We start from the raw sequence: 26,886 nt of genomic DNA, 5'->3' as shown, positions 1-26,886 counted from the left end.
CCAAGAGGCTGTCCGAAAAGGTCAGACAGCCTCTAATTTATACGGGAACCTGATGGAGAAAATTTTCGTACAGCTGATTCTCAGTTGGTAATTTTTACTTTTTGGACATCCTCAGTGCAAAATGCCTAACCTGTATAAACGGCTTAGGCGTTTCGTATATATGTTAGGCATCTCCAAAAACCTGCACCAAGAGACTTAATTGAGTTTCCAAACAGCGCAGCTCTTAACTCTTCTTAAGCCTTTTTTATTATTTCAACGATAGGCGGAAATTGTTAGTTATTACGACTTACTTGCAGATTTGCTTCGTAAATACACCACATAACAGTAATATTAGATTGCTTCGTCGTTCCTCCTCGCAATGATAAAATTATTTAAAATGGAGATTTAAACGAGCTAAAATCACCAAGCAATAAATCTTTATCAGATAAGATGATCTCCTTTGGGTCTATATAATTTGTCCAATCGATATTTAAAGTAGTATCGTTCCATAATACGCCAATTTCAGAAGCCTTATCATAATAATTGCTTACCTTATAGGTGAATATGGTGTGATCTTCCAAGGTTAGGAAACCATGTAGGAAACCCGGTGGAACCCAAAGTTGTTTGTGGTTGTCTCCGCTCAGCTCTATGCTAAAGTACTTACCGTAGGTGGGCGAATTTTTTCTGATATCTACGGCAACATCAAGTACCTTCCCCTGTATCACCCTTACGAGTTTTCCTTGGGCAAATGGTTGGGCTTGTGCATGTAGTCCTCTTAAGGCCCCCTTCTGAGAAAAAGATTGATTATCCTGTACAAAAGATGCATTGATGCCAGCATCCTGAAATACTTTGCTGTTAAAACTCTCATAAAAATAGCCTCTGCTATCTTCCCATATTTTAGGTTCGATCACAAAAAGATCCTGAAATGATGTGGCTATAATATTCATGATTAAGCTATAAATTCCATTAATGAGCTAAAAGATACCAATTTGTTTGGAAATTGGTTATACATTTCAGCGGTGAATATTTGTTCGTAATTGTCTTTGAAGGTTTGGTAGCTACCTATATCTTCGGCAATATATTGGGCACAATAGGTTACTCCTTCATTAGGAGAATCCAAAATTTTCAGCAGTCTGTTCGATACAAAGCAGTCGGCTGCCATAATTTGGGGAATATGATCCGCTCTCATCCATTGCAGCCAATCATTGGCAATGGAATCTTCCATAATAACGGTGACATTAAATAATAACATCCTGCAAAGATATAATTATTATGTACCTAAATGATCACCACGCAAGTTTCTATATCTTTTTCTGGCTTCGGCATTTAGCATGCTGCCAGGAAAATCGGTGATCAATTGCTGATAGAGCTTTTTGGCTTCTTCAACATTGTTCAGCTTGTTTTCGTAAAGATCGGCCAGCATGAACAGGGCATCATCTACCCAAATACTGGTGAGGTGTTCATTTATAATAGTTTTTAGTTGGCCTACGGCCTGATCATAGTCGTTGGTTTTAATCAAAATCTTGGCCTTGGCCATAAGAATGTCGTCAGCTAAGCTATTATTGGGGAAAGAGCGGTCGATGCTATCTAGCTTGGCAAGTGCAGCTTTATGGTTGTTCATAAACTGCAACATTTCTGCATCGGCATACATGATCAGGGCAAGGCTATCATTTTTGCTTTGCAGGTTGTCGGATATAAGTAGGCTTAGGTTGAGTGCATCATTGGCAATAAGCTGCGAGGTAGAAGCCTTTAGCACATCGGCCTGAGATTTGGCAAACTTAAAATTTCCCTGATAGAAAGATAGTTGTGCCGAACGGTAACGGGCCTCACTTCCAACAGGCTGATTTTCGAATTGCTTGGCTACCTGTTCGTACATCAGGACAGCCTCCCAGGGCTGCTTGTTAAGTACATAAACATCTCCCAAATCTAATTTTAATTGCGCCAGTTCGGTATTCGGTAAACGAGAAATAGTCAATGCTTGCTCTAATGTTTTTTCTGCATTGGCCAGATCATTTAGATAGTAGGCCTGCAAATAAGCTAATTTCTTTAAGGCGAAAATGGTTTGTTGGCTAATTCCATATTGTGTAATAATGTCCGAAAACTCATCGGCCAGCAACTTAACAGCTAATGGATCTACTTTGCCCTGTATGGTTAATTCATACTTGGTATTAATCAGTTGTATCTTGGCGGGAAGATAAAGTTCATTTTCAGTGCCCTTGCTCAGTAGGTATTCATAAGCTTTGGCGGCCGTAGCAAAGGCTTTATTGGCTACAAAAGTATTTGCCGTATTGAAGAGTAGCTGGCCACTGCCTTTAGTACGTTTATCTTGAGCAATAAGCTGTCTTAAGGCCATTTCATATTCTTGCTGTTGTATGAATTGCCACACTAACAATTCGGTAAAGGTTTCGTTCTGTGGATCTTTTTGGATCTTTTTCAATAAGGCAGATTGCAATTGTTGGTAATCGTTATTGCTATCGAAAACATTGGCCAGGGAACTTTGTGCCATGTTTAAAAGCTGCGGATTAGCCGTCAGCGCATTGAGATACTCATTAATGAGCTGTACTTTGTCTTTTTTAAAACGATAGATGTTCAATAGTTCAAAGGTGAACAATTGCTCATCGCCCAATGTTTTCCTGCCCTGTAAAAAAGTGTTGACCGCCATGTCATAAGCCTCGAAACGGTAGAAAATATTGGCAAGGTCCCTAAACTGAAATTCATTTTTGGGAATGTTGAATATGGTACTTTGGTAAATTTTATTGGCTTCGGCAATTTTGCCGCTTTCCTGGTAAATTCGGCCCAAGGCAACCTGATACAGTTGTTTTTGTGGATATTGCTTAATAAGTCTTTTCACTAGCGCCTCTGCCTCGGTATATTTCTTGATCTTGATCAATGAGTTGTAATAAAGATCAAAATAAGAATCGTTATTGCTCTTGTTAAACAATTTTTCTAACAAAACGGCTGCTTTCTCGTAATCTGCCTGCTGATAGTATTGATAGGCCAATATTTCGTCAACATTATCTTGAGCATATAAAGCCATGGTGTAAAAGCAGGTCAGAATGATCAAGATAAGTTTTTTCATGTGCATCTTTTTACAGTATGAACGATTTAAATTTTTATTGATTGCCTGGTAAGATAGAATAAAATGAGGTCATTTTTAACAATTTTACTTTTCGGTTTACGCTAAGGTTGGTTGTTCAACCATGATCCTTTGTAGGATGATCAATCTCAATTTTTAACAATTCTAGGTTAAAATTAAATTATTTGACTTATAATTAGGAATTGAAAATAAAATAACGGAAATAAAGGCTACTGTATTTTAAATGTTACGCGTAAGTATTTTAATAATGTGCCAATTATTACTGTGTTTAACTGTTAACTAATTTTTTGGGATAAGTAACAATATTGGTGCTTATAAGCGTTGCCAAATCGTGTTGTGTATTTTTGTGATATGATGGTTGTTGTGAAAAAATATTTATGGTTGTTGCTTGTTGGGATATTTTTTGCCTGTAATACTGGTAAAAAGGTAGCGCTGATACCTGTAAATGATTTCTTTAAAACACAGGATAGGGCCATCTACCGTTTATCACCAGATGGTAAATACCTCTCGTATTTAAAACTCCAGGATAAACAGCAAAGCCTGGTTGTAGAAGACCTGGAAACACACCAGGAAACCAAGCTTTCCAAGTTAGAAGAGAGAAATATCAGTTATTATTGCTGGGTAAGCAATGATGAGCTGATTTATTATAAGGATAAAGACGGTGGTCGCTTTCAAACAGATCTATATATTGTAAGCAGGGACGGGAAAGAGGAAAGGTTATTGAATGCCAACGAAAAAAGCAAGATAAGGGTACTGGAAGATCAGTTGATCGACGATAAATATTTATTGGTAACGAGTAATAAACGAGACTCTACGGTCTTTGATGTGTATCGCCTCAACGTAAGGAATGGCAATATGAACGTAGTGGCCAAAAACCCAGGTAATTTTACCAACTGGCTAACCGATAATAATGGTAAACTAAGAATGGCCATTTCCAGTGATGGGGTAGATGAATCATTTTGGTATAGGGAGAACGAAACCAAGCCCTTCAAAAAAATAATTACGAATAACTTCAAGACCACCCTATTTCCTGTTGCCTTTTCGGAAAGTAAGCCCAATACCATTTATGCCATTTCCAATGTAAATAGAGATAAAAGTGCATTGGTAGAAATTAACTGCCTTACGGGTAAAGAAGCAAATGTATTATTTGCCAATGATACCCTGAATGTAGTAGAGGCCCAATATTCGAAGCAACGTAGAAAGATGGATTTTGTGGTCTATGAAACCTGGAAAAAAGAAAAGCACTATCTCGATGAAGAAGCCAAGGCACTATTCGAAAAACTTGATAAACTGTTGCCAAAGACCGAATTGCGCATTATACACAGAGATCGGAAAGAAAAGCGTTTCGTGGTAAGGACATTTACCGATCGTAGTCCGGGTTCCTATTATTTATACTTCGTAGACAACAATTACCTTAAAAAGCTTAGTGATCTTAATTCCTCTATCAAGGAAGAGGAAATGTGTGAAATGAAGCCCATTAGCTACATGTCTCCAGATGGCTTTAAGATTAATGGCTACCTCACATTGCCGTTGCATATCGAACCTAAAAACCTACCTGTAGTAGTGATGCCGCACAATGGCCCAGGTCAGCGTAATGTATGGGGCTATAATGCAGATGTACAGTTCTTGGCCAATAGAGGTTATGCCGTATTGCAGGTTAACTATAGGGGTTCAACTGGATATGGCAAAGAGTTTTATGCTGCGGGCTTTAAGGAATGGGGGCTTAAGATACAGCAAGATGTAGATGCCGGAGCACAATGGCTCATCGATAAAAAAATAGCAGACCCTAAAAGAATTGCCATTTATGGAAATGGGTTTGGAGGATTTATCGCCATCAACAGTGCGATTACAAGTCCAACATTGTATCGTTGTGCGGGTTCTAGCTCTGGTGTGCTCAACCTGTTCAGCTACCTGAAGACCATTCCGCCATTTTTAACCTCCAACCTACAGATGTTCTACGAAATTGTGGGCAATCCAGATAAAGACTCTGAATACATGCGTCAAGCCTCACCCGTATTCCATGCCGATAAGGTAAAGATACCCGTGTTCATTACCCAAAATCCAAAAGACCCCCGTATCAATGGAAATGATGCCGTACAATTTGTAAAAGAACTTAAAAAACTCAATTTATCGGTAACTTATCTGGAAAAGGAAGATAACAAGTCGCCCGTAAATAGGGAAGAAGCACGACAAAAATCATATACTGCACTAGAGGTATTCTTGCAAGACAACTTGAAAAAACGCTAATAAAAGAGCTATCAGATGGACTCCATAAAAGAAAGTGGTTACCGAAAGAATTTTTCACTCATCGTAACCTTTATTGGCCTGATATCGGCACTTTTTGTGCTTTCCCTGTTCTTGGCTTTTAATTTTAGCAAAAAGAAAATCGAGGGCGATTTCATTTCGGCAAAGACCAATGTACTGGAAGAAAGCATAAAGCCCTATAACGATTTTTTTCTGAACAAACTACCGGAAATCTCTTATTATAATGGGTACCTCGATTCGGTAACGGCCTCCAAATTTGTAGATACCGTGCTGTTAAAATATCCCTTTGTTAAAAAGGTAGTATTTTATGATGCGGAAATTAGAAACGTGAGGTACGAAGATAATGGCCTGAATGTGGGCGATTTTTCCATTGGCATGAAGAACGTATACCAATTTGGTTCTTACATTCCCGACGATTCGGTTAAAATTTTTGGACTGAACTCCATACCCAATAATACTACCCTTGAAAACTTCAATGAATTGGCGCTAAAGCTCTATACCTTTGTACAAAAGCTAGATACGACCAAAATGCCCAGCCAAGAAGACTTGTTTAGCAATTTCACCAACATTAAACCAAATAGGATAGATTATTTCAATATTCCACGTTTTGAAGACCTGAAGATCTACAAAAAAATGATTAGGGAAAAACTGAATTCACAACCGGTTTACCAACAAGATATGCTCTCTTTCGAGCTCGACCCCCTAAAAATTAAAATTAAGAACAATAGGCCGTTACTTTATCAATCTGTACGTATAGAGCCGGTCACTTATGATCCTTTGGATACTTCTTCAGAATATATTACCGGTGAAATTACATTGGGTGGTCCTTTTTCAGCCTATAAATTATACTTCATTTCTTCAAAATCATTTGTCAAAAAAGAAATATTAAGCTATTTCTTTCCCATTGCGGCCCTTATTTTGGTGTTTTATGCCCTTCTCTTGTTGGTGGCTTTTCTTATTTATAGAAATTTGAACATCAACCATAAGATGTTCAGGTTGCAATATGATTTCCTAACCAACCTTACCCATGAGTTTAAAACACCAGTTAGCGTAATCAAAATAGCTGGTAATAACATTAAGAGTGCAACTAGCCTTAGTGAAAAAGAACAAAAATTATACGGGAAAATATTAGATGAGGAAGCCGATAAGTTAAATGGCTTGATGAACAAATTGTTGGCCTTTACACAAATTGAGAATAAGGCCATTAAGCTTAACCAGGATGAGGTAGATATCGTAGATTTTATTGAAAGCACCATCGATGCCTATCAACTTAAATATCCAGATTTTCAGCTTAGCTATGAAGTTACAGACTTCAAACATTTCATTACCGACCCTGTGCTTTTGGGTAGTTTGTTTGATAATTTGGTAGAGAATGCCTATAAATATTCGCCACCCAACCAAAAACAATTGCACATTACCGCTCGTTTAATTAAAGATAAGGTGGTTTTGCGCTTTAAGGATGCTGGAATTGGAATACCCGCTTCTGAAATTAATAATATCTTTAAAAAATTTTATCGGATACAGAATCAGTATAACCAGGCAGGAAGTGTAGGTTTAGGTTTGGCTTTCTGCAAGGAACTTGTTAATTTTATGAAGGGAGAAATTACCGTAAGGAGCGTAGTAGATAAAGGCACCGAATTTAAAATTGTATTACCGTATAATAGTTAAAAAGTTAAAAAGTTGTAAAGTTTTAATGTTGTGTTGACCAGCTTTCCAACTTTAAAAATCTCATAATATGTCAAAAGATATAAAAATACTGATTGTTGAAGATGATGAAAATTTACGCTTTTTGGTGGTTCACCGTTTAAAAAGCGAGGGTTATCAGGTATTGGAAAATAGTGAGGGTACTACTGCCGTGCAGACCATCCTTTCCGAAAAACCGGATATTGTACTCTTAGATTGGATGTTGCCTGGAAAAGAGGGATCGGTAGTTTGTGAGGAAGCCCGTAAACAGGGCTTTGAAGGGCTGATTATTATGATGACGGCCAAAGCACAGGACGTAGATAAGATCGATGCCTATCAGTTTGGCGTATCTGATTATGTGACCAAACCCTTCAATATGGATGTGCTTATTGCCATGCTAGAGAGTAAGGTGAAGTTTTTGCTGAATAATGATCGTTCCGAGATCCATCGTTTTGGCAACATGGAACACCACCCGAATATCCATACCTTATTTAGAGAAGGCAAAAAGATAGAGCTTACCATATTGGAAAATAGGATATTGCTCTATTTTTTAAGAAACCCTAATCAGGTAATCAGTAGAGATGACCTGATGTTGGAGGTTTGGGGCTATAATTCGGATGTGAATACCCGCACTTTGGACATGCACATTGTAAGGCTGCGTAAAAAAATAGAAGCTAATCCAGACAATCCTCAGCTATTGCAAACGGTAAGGGGGGTGGGCTATCGTTTTAATGCGGTAAACTAGAACAGTTGCGCTAACCAGGTACACGCTACCAGAATCAAATATTGGAGCAGCATGGTCCCATCTAGGAAAAAGAAATAATAGTATTCGTTTCTTTTAAAGTTTGATTTGAAGATCAGCCAACCTGTTAGCAAAATGGTGAGTGTTAATCCAATCACATCCAGGTTGATGTGCCGGGTAAATAAGATCAGCAACAATAGATATAAACCGAGTAGGGCCTGGCAGAATATCCAGGCTTTTTTTTCGCCCAGCATAACGGGAATGGTTTTGAGCTCATAAAGTTTGTCCTGGAAGAGATCCCTAATGTCAAAGGGAATGGTAATGGCACAAATGAAAAGGAACCGTTTGGCCACTAGTAACAGGGTTTCACCCAAAGAAACCATAATGCTATGGTTGTTCTCCAGTTCAACAATGGGCAATAGCACACAGCTGGTGGACCAGACAAAGGCAATCAGGAATAGCTTGATCCCTGGTATATTTCTAAGGCCGATGGCTTTGTTGTTAAAGTTTAGGAAAGGGATGTTGTAGGCAATGGACAGCAGTCCCGTAAAGCCCATGAGCAACTTTGCCTCGAAACTTAAATAGAGCAAACCTAGTGGAATGATACATAGCGCAGCAATTAAGGTGATGGATATGATGAAACGGTGACGCGAAAAGATCCATCTTACCCGCTTGAAAGGTGATTTCTCTGGTGCTGCAGGCTTGGAAAGTAACATGCTGAGGTTATATACCAATAGCGTGGAAAAGAAGATGAAGGCCAGCACATATTGGTCTGGTGCGGCTTTTAGCAGATGATAAGTGACCAAGCCCTGCGCTACGGCACAAAGAGAAATGAATAAGTTGCTGAACAGCAAAAAATCAAGAACCGATAAACCTAATTTTTTCAACATAAATGATTAGTTGCGAGTTGCGTGTTTCCCAGTTGTGGGTAAAAACTATGCGATAAGCAAGTACCTATAGCTCGCAACCCATAACTCATAACCCTTTACGCTCTACTCAAGGTAAATATCGTAATTTCGGGCAATATACCTACACGTCCAGGATAACCTAAAAAACCATAGCCTACATTAACATATAACTGTTGTTGTTTTTCATGGTACAGACCCGCCCATTCCTTATAGATGTATTGTATAGGGCTCCATTGCAGGTGCTCTAACCTTACGCCAAACTGCATACCATGCGTATGTCCACTAAACATGGCATCAATTTGCGGGTATTTTTCCAGTACCTCGCCACGCCAATGAGAAGGATCGTGTGACAGCAATAGTTTTATAGGCAAGTCATCGGTGTTTTGAGTAGCCAATTCCATTTTTCCATATTTCGGAAAACGGCCCATGCCCCAGTTTTCAACGCCTAAAATACCAATCTCTTCACCATCAACCTTTAAACGGCGGTGCTCGTTCATCAATAGATCATAGCCCATAATTTTATGTACGGCTACCATATCTTGCAGGTTTTTGACCTTGGCAGGTGAACTTTCCCTTCCAAAATGATAATCGCCGTAATCGTGGTTGCCCAAAGTAGAATATACGCCCAGTGGCGCTTTTACCTTGGCAAAAATATCCTGATAATCTTTTACCTCATTGGTTAGATTGTTGACCAGATCTCCGGTAAAGAAAACAAAGTCCGGTTTTTCGCCCAATAACATTTCTACTCCGCCTTTCACTGCGGTTTTGTTATAGAAACTGCCCGAGTGGATGTCGGAAATTTGAGCCATGGTAATACCATCAAATGCCTTGGGCAGATTGGGCAAAACCAATTTTACTCTTTTTATTTGATAGTCATAAGCTCCAGATATAATACCCCAGCTTAGCGAACTTAAAGGTACGGCCCCGGCAATTAATCCAGCTTTTACCAAAAAGGAAGATCTGCTGATGGGTTCACCGGCAATGGCTTCCTTGGTGGCAATAGAGGCCTTTTTCTTTTTTAAGAATCTGGTCAGCCTTAGGGCGAACCTTCTGAGGTCGTCAAATAATAAGAAGGGCAACATAAAAAGTTTGCCTGTACTGATCAGGAAAAAAGCCACCAGGATAACCGCTCTAATGGTTAGAAACAAGTTGAGGTAAATGGCACAGAATACCCCGATAATCAATAGCCCGTTGATGCCCCACCATACTTTTTTAAATAAACTTTTGGTCTTTGGTTTCCAGCTTTTAAAAACAGCTAAAATGGCATAATAGCAATAAAAGTCTAATAATAGGACAATGAAGCAAAGAAGGGTAAGAAATCCGATACGGCCCATGTTGAATATTTTTTTATGCAAAACTACCTAAAATCATCCTCATCTTCATCAGCTAAGTCGGCATTGAACAGACTTTCGAACATGTCGGCAAAGCCGAAGCCACCATTCAGGTAGTTTTTGCTGAGTTGAGAAAACTCCGCTAGACCGTGCAGTACAAACTCCATCAGCAATAAGGTTTGGTTTTCGCTCAATTTGGGATGGAATTTCTTTACCATGTCCTGTAAACCGGTCACTTTAGAAAGTTCTTTGCTATAATTGGCCAAAGTGAGGTCATCGGCAAGGTCAATGGTATTACCTTGGCTAAACCATTCGGTAATTTCGGTATAAGGGTTGGCCGTTTTAGTTTTTTTCGCTCTACCAGGATCTGGAAAATATCTGCTAAATAATTGTTTGATGGCCTTGCCAATTAAGGTGTGTGCTACTTTGGCGGGGCCTTCCAATTCGCCCTCATAAACCAGTTCTATTTTTCCGGTTACCGCTGGAATAATCCCGCTAAGGTCAGAAAGGCGTACAAAGGTGCTATGCTCTTTGTTGATCAGCATACGGCGTTCTGCATTGCTCACTAAATTTTCGAAGGCCGAAATGGTCAAACGAGCCGAAACCCCAGATTTTTGATCTATAAACTCGCTTTTGCGTGCTTCAAAGGCCACCTGCTCAACCAGATCCTTCACCAGTCCGTCAACTTCTATCAGACGCTGTTCTTCGGTAAGCCTAGCTTCCTGGAAGGTAATTTTTCTGGAAATATCTATTGATTTTGGATAATGGGTTAAGATCTGGCTTTCTATACGGTCTTTTAAGGGGGTGACAATGCTGCCCCTATTGGTGTAATCTTCCGGATTGGCGGTAAATACAAACTGTATATCCAATGGCAAACGCAACTTAAAGCCCCTAATCTGGATGTCTTTTTCCTGGAGCATATTAAATAGGGCCACTTGGATCCTGGCCTGTAGATCGGGCAGTTCATTGATTACAAAAATGCCTCGGTGTGCTCTGGGGATTAAGCCAAAATGGATGACCCGTTCATCGTTGTAAGTGAGCTTTAGGTTAGCTGCCTTGATAGGATCCACATCACCTATCAGGTCGGCTACGGTTACATCGGGTGTGGCCAGTTTTTCGGTATAACGCTCGCTACGGTGTAGCCATGCAATGGGCGTATCGTCACCCTTGTTGGCGATCTCATTTTTGCCGAACCATGAAATGGGATGAAGAGGATCGTCAAAGATCTCGCTGCCTTCAATATAAGGGACATACTCGTCCAATAAGTTGACCATTAAACGGGCAATACGGGTCTTGGCCTGTCCACGGAGGCCCAGCAGCAAAATGTTGTGCCTAGATAGAATGGCTGTCTGTAATTCGGGAATTACGGTTTCATCATAACCTAAAATGCCCTCGAAACCAGCTTCTTTATGTTGTAGTTGCTGAATTAAATTCTTTCTTAATTCATCTTTAACGCTTAGTGAAGTATAATTACCGGCCTTTAGTTGGCCTAATGTTGTTGCCTGCATATTTTCGGAATAAGGAATAAGGAGCAGGGAACAAAGACTAATTGCTTAATCATTCTTCTTTGCTCCTTTGTTCTTTTATCTATTTTATTGTTCTTCTATTCTTTATGTTGCGTGTTGAGAGTTCTGTGTCGTATATCATAGTTTGCTTCTTGGTTGGTACTTTGCCCACTTTTAACTCATCACTTTTTACTTTACGGTTTTTCTTCTGTTCTTTATGTAATCTTCAAATATATATTCGCCAAGTCCATTCAGTGAGCTGTAAAAAGCCCTGCCTCCATTAATTTGGGTAAACTGTCTTACAAATTGTTGCAGGTAGGGGTCTTTGGCAATCATGAAAGTGGTGATGGGTATTTTTAGCCTTTTACATTGGGCGGCCATATTCAGGGTCTTGCCCACTACTTTTCTGTCCAGGCCCATGCTATTTTTATAATAACGTCCATTTTCCTTTAAACAGGTAGGCTTGCCATCAGTAATCATAAAAATCTGTTTATTATGGGTTTTGCGGCGGCGCAATAGGTCGGTGGCCAGTTCCAAGCCGGCAAGTGTGTTGGTGTGATAGGGGCCAACCTGTAGATAAGGCAGGTCTTTTATGGTAATTGGCCAAGCGTCATTGCCAAATACCACAATGTCAAGGGTATCTTTGGGGTACTTGGTTTTAATCAGTTCGGCCAGGGCCATGGCTGTTTTTTTGGCTGGCGTAATGCGGTCCTCACCGTATAAGATCATGGAATGGGAAATGTCGATCATCAATACGGTAGAAGTTAAGGTCTTGTAGTCTTTTTCCTCTACTTCAAGATCCCGTTCGGTAAGGTGGAAATTGCCAATGCCATGGTTAATCTGTGCATTGTGTATAGAGGCCGTCATGTCAATCTGGTCCAGGCTATCACCAAAGCTATATTCACGTCTATCGGCATTTTTTTCTTCGCCTAAACCAGAAATATTGCTGTTATGGTTTCCCTTTCCCGCTCTTTTAAGCTTGCCGAAAATTTCTTCCAATGCCGATTTACGGATGGTCTGCTCTGTTTTGGCCGTGATCTTGGTCTGTCCTTCTTCTTCCTTAAGGTAACCCTTTTCCTTTAGGTCTTCTATGAAATCGCCCATGCCATAGTCATTATTGGTAAACTTGTACTGTTTGTCAAGTTCGTTCATCCAGGCTAAGGCTTCGCCAGCATCTCCGGCCGTATAGTTCAGCAGCTCGGTGAACAGTTTCAACAGTTCATCAAAACCACCTTTGGGCAGTTCATTGGGCGAAAATTTAGAAAACTGAAAACCTCTCATATCACTATTAACGAAATAACTAAGTTAATGGTTTAATATAGGAATATTTTAAGGCTGATGTCATATTAATCTGGTGAAAGCCTACAAGGTTTTTGGTCTTTCTATGTTTTCTATCGTTCCAACGATAGTGGGCTGCTGGACATTACCTCATTTGTTTTGATGATGGCTTTGTGAGGTCTTAAACGCATAAGATATTGATTAATCATATGGATATCGGGTTCCTCTCTAAAACTTCTTAATTGTTATGACCACCAGCCATTTTATTGAAGAGATTTCCGTTCTGCCATTAAAACCATAATAATACCTGCGGTATAGGCCAGAATATCCATCCAGGCAAAATAATTGCCAATCACAACATTGGCCAATCTGGAATGTTCCAGGCCGATCAGTTTTACAAACTGAAAATATTGCAGGGTTTCTATCACATAGGAAAATAGCAGTACGCCAATGGCTGTTTTTAAAACCGGCAGGTTAAAGAACGATTTGACAAAGCAATAGATCAAGATCACCACAAGTACATCGCCAATATAGGGCCTGATAATCTGATCATGTACATAAAGCGCAATGCCCACCTCGACGATAAAAAGTAGTAGGGCATAGCTAAAATACTTGATATTAAAATATATTTTCATTAAATTTTAGGATTACAGGCGTGAAAATAAATTTATTAGCTTTGTTAACAAAGCTTTTTATGGACCATGATGATTTTTAGATTACACGGGCGTGGTAAATCGGATAATTTGATCGGCATTGGGCTGTCGAAAGAATAAAATTACCTTAATAAATTGATACCGATGAAAAAACTATTGATCCTCCTTTTCATGTTCATGGCAATTCATGTTATGGCCCAAACCGCTAAAGATAAATCCGCTATTCTAAAGGTATTGGAAGATCAGCGTCAAGCTTGGAACCGAGGTGATATGGAAGCCTATATGCAGGGTTATTGGAAAAGCGATAGCTTATTGTTTGTGGGCAAGAATGGCCCAACCTATGGTTGGCAAAAAACACTGGACAATTATAAAAAAGGGTATCCTGATAAAAGTGCCATGGGCTTTTTAACCTTTGGTATCAAAAAAGTAGAGTTCCTGGGAAAAGATAAGGCCTTTGTTTTGGGCAGTTGGAATCTGAAAAGGGAAAAAGATGAACCTAAAGGATATTTTACCCTGCTGCTCAGGAAAATAGAGGGCCAGTGGAAAGTAGTGGTGGATCATAGTTCTTAGATAGAGGTAAACTGGTATTAAAAGCTATAAACTAACCCGAACCTCGAACTCAAGTTAATATAAGCATAGCATTTAAATGATTAGGCGAGTTTGAGATTAGATTTAAGGAACAGATCTTTTGTGGCAAGATTGCTTCATTTTTTGCAATGATGCTCCTATTTTCGTCTTGCGAGTGTTTACCCTGATCTATCGGAGGAGTACGACGAAGCCACCTCTTTATCAGGTATAGAAAAAATTGATGAAATGTTAAGAATCGATTTTAAATCCAATTTAATGAGGTCGCGATCGCAAATCACAACCAGCGAAACCAATTGCCTAGTTTATAGCCAACTTTCTATATTTCCTTGAGAAATAGTACAAGGAGTACCAGGTCAGCACCACCCCAATAACTGATAAGATCATGACACTGCCTGAAAAGAAAGTGACCCAATTAAGCCGTATTTTGAAAAATTCCTTGCTCAGCAATACGCCTATACTACCTACATAACCAAAAGAATCGGCAATGTAGATTAGAAAACCTACGTTGCTGGCATACTTAAAAGTAGAGATCAGCCGATCAAAGAAGATGGCATTGAACGGAATGTAGACCATATATAAACCCAATCCAACCAAGGTCATCCAGGCAATGGGACTGAGGTGGTTTGCCTTGAAAAGCAGGGTGCAAGAACCAGCCAAAATAAATCCTGCCATAATGAAATAATGAGCTGTTTTTAGGGCCACAAAGTTATTCTTGATCATTACCATACTGCCTATCAGTAACAGTACGATCAATGTAATGGGCGTTTCTGTTTTAGAAAAGATGGCGGGCTGGTTAAAAAAGCCCATCTCTTTCCACATTTCTGCACTAAAATTGTCCCTAATGTCCCTAAAAATGGTGGCAAAACAATAGATGATGACACAGGCGATAATGCCACCTAAAAAATCACGGATGAACTTCTTTCTGTCGGATGCAGTCATGGCCACACGTTGGGCCCTAAACTTAATGTCCTCTGCGTCGGGCTGTGGTATTTTTTCCATCAGAAATACAAAAAAAGCTAATGGGATACAAAAAACCAGACCAGTATAAAAAGGCATCCAAAACTCGGAAATCCCAAAGTTGGCCATGAGTAGGGCACCTACCGATTTGACAAAACCAGAGGCGAAAATGAAACTGACGGCTAAAGTAGCCCCTATAAAATCGGTGCTCCTGCGCCCTTCCACATAAGAGAATACCACGCCCCATAGCATACCCAAAGGGAAGCCATTCACAAAAAGGAAAACCATGTTATAGGGTGGAGGTACGATGGCAAAGAACAGCCAGCTTAACCATGCTATACCCGTAAGTGTAAGGATAATCCTACCCCTTCCGGTCCGTTTTAGCTCGGAAATATATTTGATGCCATAAAACTTGGCCAGTAGGTAGCCCAACATTTGGCTAATGACCAGTATGGTTTTATAGCTGTAGCCGCCTATGGTCAGGCCATCAAAAGTGGCTACGGTAAAAGTCTTCCTGTAACCAAAGATCATGGTATAGGCTAAAAATACAACTATGGCGGCATATAGACCGGTTTTAATTGACCTGTTGCTGGTTTGTGGTTTATCCATAAAGGTTATTCTTGATATGAAGATAACCTAAATAACGTGATTTCGAGATAAGAGATGGTTTAATTTTAAGGATGTTGGGGGCCAAAATAGATTTAGGTATAAAATTGTACTTTTTTGACTTCGCTTGATCCGAACTCACGTGAAATGGTTTAGTCTGCGGCAATACCAATTACTTGTTTAATACAAGGTCAAGTGAAATTTGAATCTCATCTGAGGTGATTTTATCCTTTACGGTCGAAAAAAAGTTCCATGGCTTGTCCGCCTGGTGGTTAATGTTCCATTTTATGCGGTCTATCTTAAGTTCGGCCGTAATATTAAGGCTATCCTCCTTCTTCATTATGTTGGCTGTAAATACAATGGTATTGGTCATCTCTTTTATGGTGAGCGCTCCGGTGATCTTAAAATGGGTAGAATTGCCAATACGCACCATCTGTTTAACCACCATGGTAGACAATGGATATTTCGGGACATTAAAAAAGTCGGCACTTCTTAATTCTTTGTTCACCCTTTGGTTATCGTTAGCCGAAGCCTGGTCGGTACTGTTCATGCTATTCATATTGATACTGAAAGTACCTTCTTTGGGTAAGTCATCGGGTGAGTAGGTTAAGCTACCTTCCTTAAAAAGGATATAGCCATAATGGCTTCCCATGGTTTTGGCCTTCCATAATATTTTGCTTTTTTTAAGGTCGAGCCTATAGGTTTGTTGGGCATAAACAGAAAGTTGAAGCATAACCAGTAATAGGGTAATTGTTGTTTTATTGATCATGATATAATAGGTTTTAAAGGGGCAAACCTAACGAACAGCAAGAGCGATCTAATCAGGAAAATTGTAAATAAAACTGTAAATTTTGTAAATTCAATAAGTAAACAGATAGACCATTCTAAAATGCAGCTTCATATAAAAAACAAATCTCTTTTTGGACTTATGCTCTTATGGCCTATTATCTTGCTTTGTGCAGGCTTTAGCCTAAGTCCAAATAATGATTTTGATTTGGCCAAGCAGGAACTGTTGTTCAGAAAAATAGGTCATGAAATATTATGGCATGCCGGAGATAGTACATCGAGGGTATTGCCCGTAAAAAAAATAGCCGGAAACGAATACCAGATAAGATTTGAAAATGAATTTACTTTTCAGCCCGATTCTCTGGTTAAAATTATAAGATCCGCACTGCTGAAAGACCACCAAATCAACAATTATATAGTTAATGTTTTAAACTGTTCGGGTAAAGAGGTGGTTTTTGGCTATGCCATAGCCAAGGAGGAAAAGAATGATATTGTACCTTGCTCGGGCAGGCCGCAGCCCAAGGGTTGTTACCTGGTTTCCCTAAAATTCCAAAAAGCGGGCATGAGCCTTTCACAGAAAGATTATTTAATGGGTGGAATACCTTTGCTTGCTTTTGTAGGGCTGTTGTTTTTCAGGTTTGGAAAAATGAGGGGCAAACAGGTAGGGTTACAGCCAGCACATAAGGTGTTTAAAATAGGCAATACTTTATTTGAGGTAGAAAAAAGAAGCCTGGTTTGTGCGGAGACCACTACAGTGCTTACCGCTAAAGAGAGTAAACTGCTTTTAATCTTTGCGAAATCTCCAAACACCATTATAGAAAGAGGTAGGCTGCAAAAAGAAATATGGGAAGATGAAGGCGTAATTGTAGGGAGAAGCTTAGATATGTTCATCTCCAAGCTTCGCAAGAAGTTGGAAGGAGATCTATCCGTTCAATTGATAAACATACATGGCAAAGGTTACAAACTACAGACTGCCGGGACACAAGTCTAATCCATAGAAAAGTCCTAAATCGCCTAATGGCGACTGGTGTTTATTTCCGCTAACGCCGCATCCCATAAGGCAATGCGTTGTTGTAGTGCTTCTTTTACGGCCACTAATGCTTCAGCCCAACTGGTTTCGCTATCGCCACAAAGTTCGCTGGTCATTTCTAGGGCTAAGTGGCTATGGTGGTCGCCATCTACTTCTATATGCCGGTCTAGGTAATATTTAAAAATAGTAACCCGATCGGGGTTGGCACTATTTAGATCACTGACCATGTTATGGAACATGTTGGGTATTAAATCTTCACGACCAAAGGTAAATGCTGCGGCTATGGCATGGGTTTGCTGCCCCTTGATAATGGCAAACGTGCTGTTCATAAACTGTTGGGCCGCTAGGGGAACTTCCGCCATAAGGTAAGCTTGGTCAAAAGATTTGCCCGCCTTTAGGGCCTCGATAAAATGATGGATGGGAGCGGTATTGGCCCCAACCTGCTCCATGGCATCAAGGTAAAGTTCAAAATGGCTTTTAACATCGCCCTTCTCGTCAAGGTCAGACTCCTCGCCGGCCACAATCTCGTTAATAAGCTGGCGGGTTTTGGCATTACCTACCGGAAACCACGGCAAGGTAGTGCAGGTAAGGTTAATCTGTAAGGCCTTTAACAGCGACATGAAATCCCATACGGCATAGATATGATGTTCCATAAATAGGCGAAGTTCCCTTAAGTCGCTTATTTGTGTATATACCTTATGGTTGATAATTTCTGACCTTAAATCTGCAATTTCAAGATTTATGCTTTTGATGTTGGCATTCATGGTATGATAGGTATGGGGCTTATGAAAATTAACATTGGGCATTTGGCCGTTTAAAAAAATCGCAAGCTTTTACTATTGTTCTAAAGTGAAGTTTTTATAATAATAATCTTTGTCGGCTTCGGTAATTGGCCTAATAACCTTGCAGGGGTTACCTGCTGCGAATACATTGGCTGGAATATCTTTGGTGACTACGCTGCCAGAACCGATGACTACATTGTTTCCAATGTTGACACCTGGATTGATAACTACGTTGCCGCCCAGCCAAACATGATCACCTATGCTAATGGGCTGTGCCCATTCATACTCCTGGTTGCGTAAATGTGGATGCAGGGGATGGCCTGCAGTGTAAATGGCCACATTTGGACCGATAAAGGCATGCTTGCCAATGCTGACTTTGGCACAGTCTAAAATGGTAAGGTTAAAGTTGGCGTAAAAATGGTCGCCAATCTCAATATTATAACCATAATCGCACCTAAAAGGAGGTTCGAGATAGAACATGGTTTCGGTTTTGCCAAAAAGCTTTTTAATGAGCTGTTTCCGCTGTTTGATCTGTTTTGGAGGCAGATTGTTGAACTCGAAAACAATTTCACGGGCCTTTAAACGATCTTGGGCCAGTTCATTGTCACCAGCCTGATACGCCTTGCCAGTTAACATTTTTTCTTTCTCGCTTAGTTGTTTATTCTCCATCGACTGCGAAATTAAAGAACCACATGGCTTCTGGCAATTATTTTTTGGTTTATGAGATTGTGGTGTTTTTTTAACTTCTTTGCCAAGCGTTGGTGGCGACACCAACATTTGGCGGGTTTGACGTGCTGTTGCTGATTATTGGCCTCCCCGCCAATAACCTTTGGAAAGGCGAGGCTGATCCATCAGATCTCACAGTTTTTTTAAACCTGCCAGGTTTAAGCTCTGGTAAGCAAAAATGGGATGTTTTTACTGACTTTGGTATAATAAACCCGATTGAACGGTGGCTTGGGTTGGGCAGGGCATACTTTTTTAGTAATGGTCATCCTATCCCTTAGCATGGCCAGACAAAAAGTTAAAAGTGAAAGCGGGGCTACCGTAACCGATGCCCCGCTGTAATGGCTTTTCTAAAAAATAAATTTCTATAACTTGCCTTTTGCGTAGGCATTTTCGGCCCTTTTGATGGCCAGCTTTTCGCGATAATGGGCATATTTTTCCTTAAAGATCATTTTGATGAGGCTGTCTACCGCGCCATGTCTGAACAAGCTCCATACACTGGCAATTTTACGGCTGATGGACTGGTCCCAGGCCCTTAAGCTGAGCGAGAAGGAACCGTCTACATATTTCATCCAATGCCACATGCCCGTTGGCATGAACAGGGTATCGCCATGCTCCAAATACACTTCATAGCCCTCTATGCCGTTAAGCGCCGGAAATTTTTCAAAGTCGGGATGGTCTACTTTGTAATCTTCTAGTGCATAAGTGGCATTAGGTAGGCAGTAAAGGCGTTTTTTCCACTTATAGTCGAAAAGGATAATGTGCTTGCGGCCACCAAAATGTGTATGGAAAATATGCGGAAGATCAATATCGTAATGGAGGAAGGTTACAGAGTTCGATCCGCCAAAGAACATGGCGGGCATACTTTCAATGAAACCGCCCATCAAATCCTTGGGGATTTTAATGTCATTGATCAGGCTCGGTACTTTTTTAAACAGGTTAAAAAAGAAAATCCTCAGCTCCGTAGGCTCGCGCTTAATAAGATCCAGGTATTCGCCAAACTTCATATGGGCGGTTGCCGCATTAATGGGTTTGCTCGGATCGGCTTTGGAGTTGTCATATAGCGGTACTTCGAGCTCCCCGCCAATTTCTTTCAGATATTCCGTAGTCCATTTCTCTCTGGCAGGCCAATCTTTGGTCAGCCCCTTAATAACTAAAGGTCGTTTCTTTTTAAGATAGTTCTTTTTAAAGTCTTCTGGGGTAATAGATTCTACAGTATCTACTGGTCTTAATATAAAGCTCATCTGTTATGGCGTATAAACTTTGGACTAAAATTAATATCGATTAATCGTTACAAAGTTGTAATTAAAAATGGAAATGTTAATGTTTTGTAAATAAAATGTGAATAAAATGATGTAAATCACAATCACGTAACCTTCGCTTTCTTAATGACTTTGGCAAAATATTTAGGGAAAAACCTTTTGAGGAATATGCCTTTCACCTCTTTGCCTCCAATGTAAACCTCATCCTCTTTTTGCGCTGCGGCCTTGATGATCTGCTTGGCGCATTCGCTGGCTGGCATACCGTTTTCCTGCGCTTGATCCATAGTGCCTTGGGCAGTGCCATTTGCGGTCAATGCATTAATGGTGACCTTGGTTTTGATGAAGCCAGGGCAGGCCAAAAGGATATGGATGTTGGGCTGGTCCAGTTCTATGCGCAGCGATTCGAAATACCCATGCAGGGCATGTTTGGAGGCAGAATAGGCAGAGCGCAAACGGGTGCCAAACTTGCCTACTAGGCTACTTACACAGATAATGGTACCGCTGTTCTGCCTGATCATTTGGGGCAGTACGGCCTTGCTTAAGATGACCGTGCCCCAAAAGTTTACGTTCATAAGGCGCTGCTCGGTCTGTAGGTCTGTTTCCAGGGCCAATGACCGCTGACTAATACCGCCACTATTGACCAACACGTCTATACGTCCATAAATGCGCAGGGCTTCTACAGCCTTTTCGGGCAGACTTTCGCTGTTTTCCAAGTCTAGCGACAGTACGTGCACATCTATCTTGTTCTTACAATTGTTCTTTACCCGGAAAAGCTCATCGCGGTTGCGGGAGGAGATGATCAGTTTTGCACCTGCAGTGTTGTATTCGTACACCAGTGCCTCGCCAATGCCAGAAGAGGCACCTGTAATCCAAACTACTTTATTGTTCATCAAAAACTATTTTTAGGAAATTAAGTGGTCTCATCGGTAAATAATGCTGCGGCTATACCATCGGCAAATAATTTGCCGGTTTTGGTCAAATAAATCTTATGGTCGTCCAAGTAAACCTTTTGGTCGGCTATGTAAGGGCTAATTTCTTTTTTAAGATGTTCGGCCCATTTTGGACCAAAATCATGGGTTATTTTTTGCAGGTCTATGCCCCACATGGTTCTTAGCGAGGTCATGATGTATTCATTCAACTGGTCATGAAAGCCAAGTTCCTCTACGGTTTCGGGCAGTTGCTGTTTGTCAATGTGCTCCAAATATTTTGCATTGTTGGCCATATTGATATAACGGTTAAAACCATCAAAACCGTGTGCAGAAGGACCAACACCTAAATAGGGGATACCTTTCCAGTAATTGGTGTTATGAACCGCATAGCGGCCCGGCAGGCTATAGTTGGAAATTTCATAATGCTCAAACCCCTTTTGCTGTAGGGTCTCGGTCAGCAGGAGGAATTGTTCGGCACTTTGGTCGTCGCTTACGGGTTTTTGCTTGCCCTTGTCAATAGCATGTGCCAAAGCCGTTCTGGGTTCTACCGTTAGCGAATAGGCCGAAAGGTGGGGCACCTGAAGTTCAACTGCCGTATGGATATTGCTTTTCCATTTTTCATCGGTCAGCAGCGGATAGCCATAAATAAGGTCAATGCTCAGGTTTTCAAAACCCGCATCCTGACTTCTCTTGATACTGTCGGTAGCTTCTTGTGCGTGGTGGGCCCTGTTCATCCACAGCAGGTCTTCGTTAAAGAAAGATTGTGTACCTATACTAAAACGGTTAATAGGCAATTGGCGCAGTTCGCTGATCTTTTTGGCATTCAGGTCATCGGGGTTGGCCTCTAGGGTAATTTCGGCAGTGGCGCTAATGGAAAAGGTATCGGCTATGGTGCCAATGATCTTTTGTAGGGCCGCTGGCTGTAGGATGGAGGGCGTGCCCCCACCAAAATAAATGCTGCCCACCTGTTGGTTAAGCCGATGTTTTTTCATGCGGATCTCCGTACAGATGGCTTCTACCATCTCATCCAGGTGTTTTATGGAGGTGGTAAAATGGAAATCGCAATAAGTGCATGCCTTTTTACAGAACGGAATATGGATATAGATGCCAGCCATTGTTGCAAAAGTAAGGATAAATGGGGCATCCGTTTTAGTTTATTCAAAAAATGCCGGTATTGGGTGCTACACTTTCGTCATTTCGGCGATATTTAGAGGAGAGAGCTGATCAGGGGCAGCCAAAATAGTAGGGTAGCTTGTCAGATTTCTCATCGCTGCGCTTCCTTCGAAATGACAGAGCTGCCTGTTTGGAAACTGCCACCCTTTACCGTCCCCACTCTAGCGTAAGCATTTACTTCGTGGAGCTCCCTTTGGCCGGTTAGCGAAGCGGTGCTTGTGATAAAAAAATATGGAAACAAAGATATATATTAGGCCCAAGCGGACGCTTGCGCTAGAGTGGGGTTAAATTTATAATTTATTGATTTTCAATGATTTTAGTGGTTTTTCTACATCGAAAAGACGTTTTATGTACTTCCGTACATTGCCGTCATCTCGGCGATATTTAGAGGAGAGAGCTGATATTTGACATGCAAGATGGTACGGTGGTTAGATTCCTCTCCGGTAAATCGGAGCACGCCCTAGCGGAATGCCGAAAAGAAAAACAAACCCTTTTCTCGTCCATCCTGTCATCCAGAGCGTAACCTGTACCAATTTATGGGTAGTGATCTGTCGGGGAAAGTTTCGTGGTTCTTCCATTGGGGTAAAGTCTTTATATGCAGGTGCTAAGGCGCAATGCATAGTGTGGGGCTCAAAATGGATAAGGTATAAACTGTGTATTAACGACAGATTGTTTTTTTTATTTTTTTGTGGAGAAAATAAAAAATTATCTATATTCACGGCATGCTTCGCCCCAGATAAGCGATGTAGACCAACAAACTAAACAACTATTTTTCTGCCCCAAAAAGGTAGTCCGGATCATTAAACGCTCTCCACATGGATAGGCTCCATTATGTATATCTATATGCGGTGTTCTTGCTTTTTGCAGCCGAGAACGCCAGCGCCCAGTCCAGCGCCCTTCACCAAGCGGCCGATAGTGTGGGACGTAAGACCATCACAGCATTTTCCGACCTCACTGTGCAGCAGGGCAATACCTTGGTAAAACGTATAGCTGCCGTGAATCCGATCGGTGGCGACAGTCTTAAGAACAGGCATAAGGTACGGTTGAACCAACTGTTGCTCGAAAGTGGGCTCCAGCGGAGTGGGCTTACAGGCAGTCCCTCCACCGCTTACCAGTTCCATTATGGCGCTTCGGTAGAACTATCGGTGTTCAGATTACCCATATCCTTCACTTTTTCGCGCAACGGCATTGATCGGCAAGACCTGAACCCTTTTTCGGGCGGACTCTTCCAGGCCGGACTCGACAGGAAGTCCTTCCAACATATCCTGGCCCCTGAGCTTTCCCGTTACAGGGAGGTGAAATCTGGGCTGTTCAATGGCAGGAATGCATCGGAACAGCTGCGTGCCGAACTAATGGCCCGTAGCAAGGAGGCGATAGACCAGCAGTCTAAATCCTATGACCCATTATATGACTATTTTAACCAACAGGGCAATGTAGAAGCACTGCTCAAGCTCGATGAAAAGGGTGTTAGACAAAAGCTGAATGCCGTGCTGGACGAACAGGAGAACAGGGCCAAATCCCAGCTTTCTACAACAAAAGACCAAGAACGGCAACAGATTGCCAAGGGTAGGGAGATAACGATAGATAGCCTTGCCACAAAGGTGATGGACATGAAACAGCTGTTGGGAGCATACGGCATAGACGCGGCAAAATTGGGCACCATAGAACAGCTGATCGATAATCCCGATGCGGCAAGGCTGGAAAACTACCTGGGTGGACAACTGCAGCAAAGTCCACAGCTGAAAAACCTGCAGGGCCTGTTCAACCGGCTACAGGATTTCAGGACTGGTAGTTTTGGCGAGCAGCTGCCTGGCAGTTTCATAAACAGGGAGATCTTTCTGCAGGGCGCTTCGGTCACTTTAAGGACTCGAAAAGGACCCATAAATCTTGGCTTTGCATCGAGCAGGGACATTGGCATGGCCAAAGACGAGGGCTTTACCCATTCCAACTTTAATATTCCCAAACTGGTGACCTTTTTAAGCGTGCCCATCATAGGGAACGGCTATAGCAGGGGGCGCATCAGCTGGACGGGAAGCGTGGAAAAACAATCCTATCGACTGAACGAGTCGGCGGGCATCAGTCCTAGATCGGGCTCTGCCCTTACCCTGAGCCAGGAACTGGGCTCGGAGAAAATGGGCAGGTTCACCTTGGAGCTTTCCAAGTCGGCCGCCGCCTTCAGGAACGTGGGACAGATTGGTTCAGAGCAGGTGCTGCTGGAGCGTAATACCTTTGGTAATTATTTTCGCGATGACCTGCTGGAGACCATGGCCTTTGGGGTGAAATACGACATGAACGACCAAAAGTCGAGATTGAATACCAATCTATTCTTTAACTATTCGGGCATAGGTTTTCAGAACCCCGCCCAGCAGGGCTTTGGAAACATGGGCATGCGCATGGGTGGCTCGGTGCGCAAAGGTCTTTTCAAAAATAAAGTAGTGCTCAACCTAAGGGGCGATCTCAAGAATACGCCAGTAAGCGGCACTACCGATGCCCATTGGCAGAACCATAACCTCAATGTAGAGGCGAGGTTTAAGCTGTCCAGAAAGTTCAGTTTCTCCATGAAGTACATGGACAATGGGGTACAGAAGAGCGGGGAACTGCAACAGTCGGTATACGGCTCTAAAAAATACCAGTTCGATGCCAGCAGCAGTTATAAGCTGTTCAAGAAAAATGGGTTTAGCCACCTGGTAATGGGGCTACAGCAGATGAACAATCCCGTGGCAGGGTCCAACAGTCAGTTCCTGACCACCATCTATACCCAGAACCTGTCATTGGGAAGCCTTACACTGATGGGCAATCTTTTTTACAATAAAGAACTGGGGCAACAGCACATCCTGGGCGATATGGTCAATGCAGATGCGGCCGTACAATACCGCCTGTTGGAAAAGGTAAGTGCATCTACCGGTGTGACCTATCTTAACAACACGGGGCAGGCCCAACAGCTGGGTATCAAACAGAATGCCCAGGTTACCGTATGGAAGAACATGGAGGTGAATCTCTATGCCGACCTGAGAAAGAATATGGTGGCACCGTTATATCCAGAGCTGTTTGCCAATAACAGGGCAGAAGTTTCACTAAAATACTATTTCCGATAACATGATGTACCGCAAGACCCTTATCGCTTTTTTATTGTTGCTGTGTACCATGGTAGAAGTCAGGGCACAGGCCAGCATAGATTTTATCCCGGCCATTTCCGGTGCTACGTTGGATGGGCTGATGAACGTGCGCATTACGAATACCGGCTCCAAGAAGACCGTCAGGCTCGACATCCGCGTAAGCCAGGAGGACGAGGTGGGCAGCGTACAGATCGTACAGATCACCACCGCCCCCTTCGAACTGAACATCGGTACCAATGTGGTGCCCCCTTCCATTGTCAGGAGTGCCCAGGTAAAGATCGGTACCAGTGAAACTGCACGTTTCCTGCAGCAGAACGGTTATTTCCCGGCCGGCAACTACGTGTATGAATATAGGATGATGCATTTGGCCACCCAGGAACTCCTGCTCGAGCAGACGTTCATCCATGAGCTGGAGCCTGCTGCCCCACTGAACCTGGTAGAGCCCTATGACAGGGACGAGATCTGCGAGCAGCGTCCGCTGCTGAGTTGGCAGCCCCATATCCCCCTCACCGCCGGGGCACAGTACCAGGTGGTGTTAACAGAGATCAAGGACAGGCAGAACGGTATAGAGGCATTGCAGTACAACCTGCCCATCATTAACCAGAAAGGCATCATGGCCAACCTGATCATGTACCCTGCCGTGGCCCGCGACTTGGAAAGGGGCAAGCGCTATGCCTGGCAGGTAACGGCCTATAAGGGAAATACGGTACTGAACCGCTCGGAGGTATGGAGTTTCACCATGAAATGTCCAGACACAACGGCCACCAAACAATTAGAGCTGAGCTACAGGGATATCGAAGACCTGGCCAAGGGCAACTTTTACATGGCACAGGGCAGGCTGAGCTTTATCCTGGTAAACTCTTATGCCGAGCAGCCCCTGCAATATGCTATTTCCTGTTTGACGGATCCCAAACTGAAGGTTAAAAACCTGCCCAAAAAGACCTTGGCCAGGGGAAAGAACAAGGTCGACATTGATCTGGGTGACAACAGGGCCTTTAGACAGGATTATTCCTATATGTTAACGGTGGTGATGCCGAACGGGCAACTGAAAAATCTAAGGTTTGTTTATAAAGAATAATGGGATGAGGAAAACAATAATGATCTTATGGGGTATGGCCTGTCTGTACGGTTGTAGAAGTAAGAATGCCTTTGTGTCCCTGCAAGATGGGGAAATGACCCTACAGGGCATTAGGGCATCTAAAAACGATAAGCTGTTCAAGATCAGGTTGCTGTATGGTAAACAGGAAAAGGGTATGGACCAGCAAAAATTTGCAGAGAACATGCAGTACCACATAGACAGTTGCTTTTACTTCTTAAAAGAAGGAAAGCACATTTATCCCCTCTATGTTACGCCCATAGCCAATGGAATAGACAAAAGCTTCGAGTATATGATCGGGTTTGATCCTTCGGTTGCAACAAAGGAGGCGGATACCCTGATCTATTTTGACCAAAACCGTTCTAAAAAAAGTTACGAATTAATTTTTAAATAGTAT

Annotated in this window: 24 protein-coding genes; 8 read left to right on the top strand and 16 right to left on the bottom strand. The window is 41.9% G+C overall.

Annotated features, from left to right (window positions below):
* Positions 1 to 371: 371 nt before the first annotated feature.
* Genes rfbC through JHD79_RS05735 form a run of 3 tightly spaced genes read right to left on the bottom strand, consistent with a single transcriptional unit; the run spans position 372 to position 3,058 of the window.
* The gene (gene rfbC / locus JHD79_RS05745; RefSeq protein ID WP_199118255.1) at positions 372 to 926 is read right to left on the bottom strand and encodes a dTDP-4-dehydrorhamnose 3,5-epimerase; all 555 of its coding nucleotides are present in this window, start codon (positions 924 to 926) and stop codon (positions 372 to 374) included.
* Between the two features lie 2 nt (positions 927 to 928).
* Positions 929 to 1,231 (bottom strand): DUF4286 family protein, encoded by a 303-nt coding sequence (locus tag JHD79_RS05740; RefSeq protein WP_199118254.1) that lies wholly within the window; start codon positions 1,229 to 1,231, stop codon positions 929 to 931.
* 18 nt (positions 1,232 to 1,249) lie between these two features.
* Positions 1,250 to 3,058, bottom strand: a complete 1,809-nt coding sequence (locus JHD79_RS05735) for a tetratricopeptide repeat protein (RefSeq protein ID WP_199118253.1) — start codon at positions 3,056 to 3,058, stop codon at positions 1,250 to 1,252.
* A 372-nt stretch (positions 3,059 to 3,430) separates the two neighbouring features.
* Between JHD79_RS05735 and JHD79_RS05730 the strand changes: the two genes are divergently transcribed.
* The 3 genes from JHD79_RS05730 to JHD79_RS05720 all read left to right on the top strand — a co-directional run bounded on the left by JHD79_RS05730 (position 3,431) and on the right by JHD79_RS05720 (position 7,769).
* A complete protein-coding gene (locus JHD79_RS05730) occupies positions 3,431 to 5,323 on the top strand; it encodes a prolyl oligopeptidase family serine peptidase (RefSeq protein WP_199118308.1) in 1,893 nt (630 codons plus the stop codon).
* A gap of 15 nt (positions 5,324 to 5,338) precedes the next feature.
* On the top strand, positions 5,339 to 7,009 hold the full coding sequence (locus JHD79_RS05725) for a sensor histidine kinase KdpD (RefSeq protein ID WP_199118252.1): 1,671 nt from the start codon (positions 5,339 to 5,341) through the stop codon (positions 7,007 to 7,009).
* 67 nt (positions 7,010 to 7,076) lie between these two features.
* On the top strand, positions 7,077 to 7,769 hold the full coding sequence (locus tag JHD79_RS05720; RefSeq protein ID WP_199118251.1) for a response regulator transcription factor: 693 nt from the start codon (positions 7,077 to 7,079) through the stop codon (positions 7,767 to 7,769).
* Here JHD79_RS05720 and JHD79_RS05715 read toward each other — a convergent pair.
* The 5 genes from JHD79_RS05715 to JHD79_RS05695 form a co-directional block, all read right to left on the bottom strand.
* Complete coding sequence (locus JHD79_RS05715) at positions 7,766 to 8,656, bottom strand: hypothetical protein (RefSeq protein WP_199118250.1); 891 nt, start codon at positions 8,654 to 8,656, stop codon at positions 7,766 to 7,768. The genes JHD79_RS05720 and JHD79_RS05715 overlap by 4 nt on opposite strands.
* A gap of 95 nt (positions 8,657 to 8,751) precedes the next feature.
* Complete coding sequence (locus JHD79_RS05710) at positions 8,752 to 10,008, bottom strand: metallophosphoesterase (RefSeq protein WP_199118249.1); 1,257 nt, start codon at positions 10,006 to 10,008, stop codon at positions 8,752 to 8,754.
* Positions 10,009 to 10,031: 23 nt separating this feature from the next.
* Positions 10,032 to 11,513, bottom strand: coding sequence for a sigma 54-interacting transcriptional regulator (locus JHD79_RS05705; protein ID WP_199118248.1), 1,482 nt, complete (start codon positions 11,511 to 11,513; stop codon positions 10,032 to 10,034).
* Positions 11,514 to 11,699: 186 nt separating this feature from the next.
* Positions 11,700 to 12,791 carry a VWA domain-containing protein gene (locus tag JHD79_RS05700; RefSeq protein WP_199118247.1) on the bottom strand — a complete coding sequence of 364 codons (1,092 nt, stop codon included), beginning with the start codon at positions 12,789 to 12,791 and terminating at the stop codon, positions 11,700 to 11,702.
* Between the two features lie 260 nt (positions 12,792 to 13,051).
* A complete protein-coding gene (locus JHD79_RS05695) occupies positions 13,052 to 13,423 on the bottom strand; it encodes a DUF2809 domain-containing protein (protein WP_199118246.1) in 372 nt (123 codons plus the stop codon).
* 162 nt (positions 13,424 to 13,585) lie between these two features.
* Here JHD79_RS05695 and JHD79_RS05690 point away from each other — a divergent pair, with 162 nt between their 5' ends.
* The gene (locus tag JHD79_RS05690; protein ID WP_199118245.1) at positions 13,586 to 14,011 is read left to right on the top strand and encodes a DUF4440 domain-containing protein; all 426 of its coding nucleotides are present in this window, start codon (positions 13,586 to 13,588) and stop codon (positions 14,009 to 14,011) included.
* A gap of 315 nt (positions 14,012 to 14,326) precedes the next feature.
* On the opposite strand, the gene JHD79_RS05685 is transcribed toward JHD79_RS05690, so the two are convergent.
* Together JHD79_RS05685 and JHD79_RS05680 are read right to left on the bottom strand one after the other, a co-directional pair.
* On the bottom strand, positions 14,327 to 15,595 hold the full coding sequence (locus tag JHD79_RS05685) for a DUF5690 family protein (protein WP_199118244.1): 1,269 nt from the start codon (positions 15,593 to 15,595) through the stop codon (positions 14,327 to 14,329).
* A gap of 169 nt (positions 15,596 to 15,764) precedes the next feature.
* The gene (locus JHD79_RS05680) at positions 15,765 to 16,361 is read right to left on the bottom strand and encodes a YceI family protein (protein WP_199118243.1); all 597 of its coding nucleotides are present in this window, start codon (positions 16,359 to 16,361) and stop codon (positions 15,765 to 15,767) included.
* 120 nt (positions 16,362 to 16,481) lie between these two features.
* Between JHD79_RS05680 and JHD79_RS05675 the strand changes: the two genes are divergently transcribed.
* Positions 16,482 to 17,369 carry a helix-turn-helix domain-containing protein gene (locus tag JHD79_RS05675; protein ID WP_199118242.1) on the top strand — a complete coding sequence of 296 codons (888 nt, stop codon included), beginning with the start codon at positions 16,482 to 16,484 and terminating at the stop codon, positions 17,367 to 17,369.
* Between the two features lie 23 nt (positions 17,370 to 17,392).
* Here the strand turns inward: JHD79_RS05675 and JHD79_RS05670 are convergent, their stop codons facing one another.
* From JHD79_RS05670 to JHD79_RS05645, 6 genes are all read right to left on the bottom strand, one after another.
* Positions 17,393 to 18,214 (bottom strand): DUF3050 domain-containing protein, encoded by an 822-nt coding sequence (locus tag JHD79_RS05670; RefSeq protein WP_233164584.1) that lies wholly within the window; start codon positions 18,212 to 18,214, stop codon positions 17,393 to 17,395.
* A gap of 30 nt (positions 18,215 to 18,244) precedes the next feature.
* A complete protein-coding gene (locus JHD79_RS05665; protein WP_199118241.1) occupies positions 18,245 to 18,859 on the bottom strand; it encodes a sugar O-acetyltransferase in 615 nt (204 codons plus the stop codon).
* Between the two features lie 419 nt (positions 18,860 to 19,278).
* Positions 19,279 to 20,157, bottom strand: a complete 879-nt coding sequence (locus tag JHD79_RS05660; RefSeq protein WP_199118240.1) for a cupin-like domain-containing protein — start codon at positions 20,155 to 20,157, stop codon at positions 19,279 to 19,281.
* 122 nt (positions 20,158 to 20,279) lie between these two features.
* A complete protein-coding gene (locus tag JHD79_RS05655; protein ID WP_199118239.1) occupies positions 20,280 to 21,065 on the bottom strand; it encodes an SDR family oxidoreductase in 786 nt (261 codons plus the stop codon).
* 20 nt (positions 21,066 to 21,085) lie between these two features.
* The gene (hemW, locus tag JHD79_RS05650) at positions 21,086 to 22,219 is read right to left on the bottom strand and encodes a radical SAM family heme chaperone HemW (protein ID WP_199118238.1); all 1,134 of its coding nucleotides are present in this window, start codon (positions 22,217 to 22,219) and stop codon (positions 21,086 to 21,088) included.
* 486 nt (positions 22,220 to 22,705) lie between these two features.
* Positions 22,706 to 22,897, bottom strand: a complete 192-nt coding sequence (locus tag JHD79_RS05645) for a hypothetical protein (RefSeq protein ID WP_199118237.1) — start codon at positions 22,895 to 22,897, stop codon at positions 22,706 to 22,708.
* Between the two features lie 195 nt (positions 22,898 to 23,092).
* On the opposite strand from JHD79_RS05645, the gene JHD79_RS05640 reads away from it, so the two are divergent.
* The 3 genes from JHD79_RS05640 to JHD79_RS05630 all read left to right on the top strand — a co-directional run bounded on the left by JHD79_RS05640 (position 23,093) and on the right by JHD79_RS05630 (position 26,883).
* A complete protein-coding gene (locus JHD79_RS05640; RefSeq protein ID WP_199118236.1) occupies positions 23,093 to 25,372 on the top strand; it encodes a hypothetical protein in 2,280 nt (759 codons plus the stop codon).
* A 376-nt stretch (positions 25,373 to 25,748) separates the two neighbouring features.
* Positions 25,749 to 26,471, top strand: a complete 723-nt coding sequence (locus JHD79_RS05635; protein ID WP_199118235.1) for a DUF928 domain-containing protein — start codon at positions 25,749 to 25,751, stop codon at positions 26,469 to 26,471.
* Between the two features lie 4 nt (positions 26,472 to 26,475).
* On the top strand, positions 26,476 to 26,883 hold the full coding sequence (locus JHD79_RS05630; protein WP_199118234.1) for a hypothetical protein: 408 nt from the start codon (positions 26,476 to 26,478) through the stop codon (positions 26,881 to 26,883).
* Positions 26,884 to 26,886 lie beyond the last annotated feature (3 nt).

This window comes from Pedobacter sp. ASV28, assembly GCF_016428855.1.
Taxonomy (GTDB): Bacteria; Bacteroidota; Bacteroidia; order Sphingobacteriales; family Sphingobacteriaceae; genus Pedobacter.
Note: the sequence above shows the minus strand (reverse complement) of the source record. Positions and strands in the feature narration are given on the sequence as shown.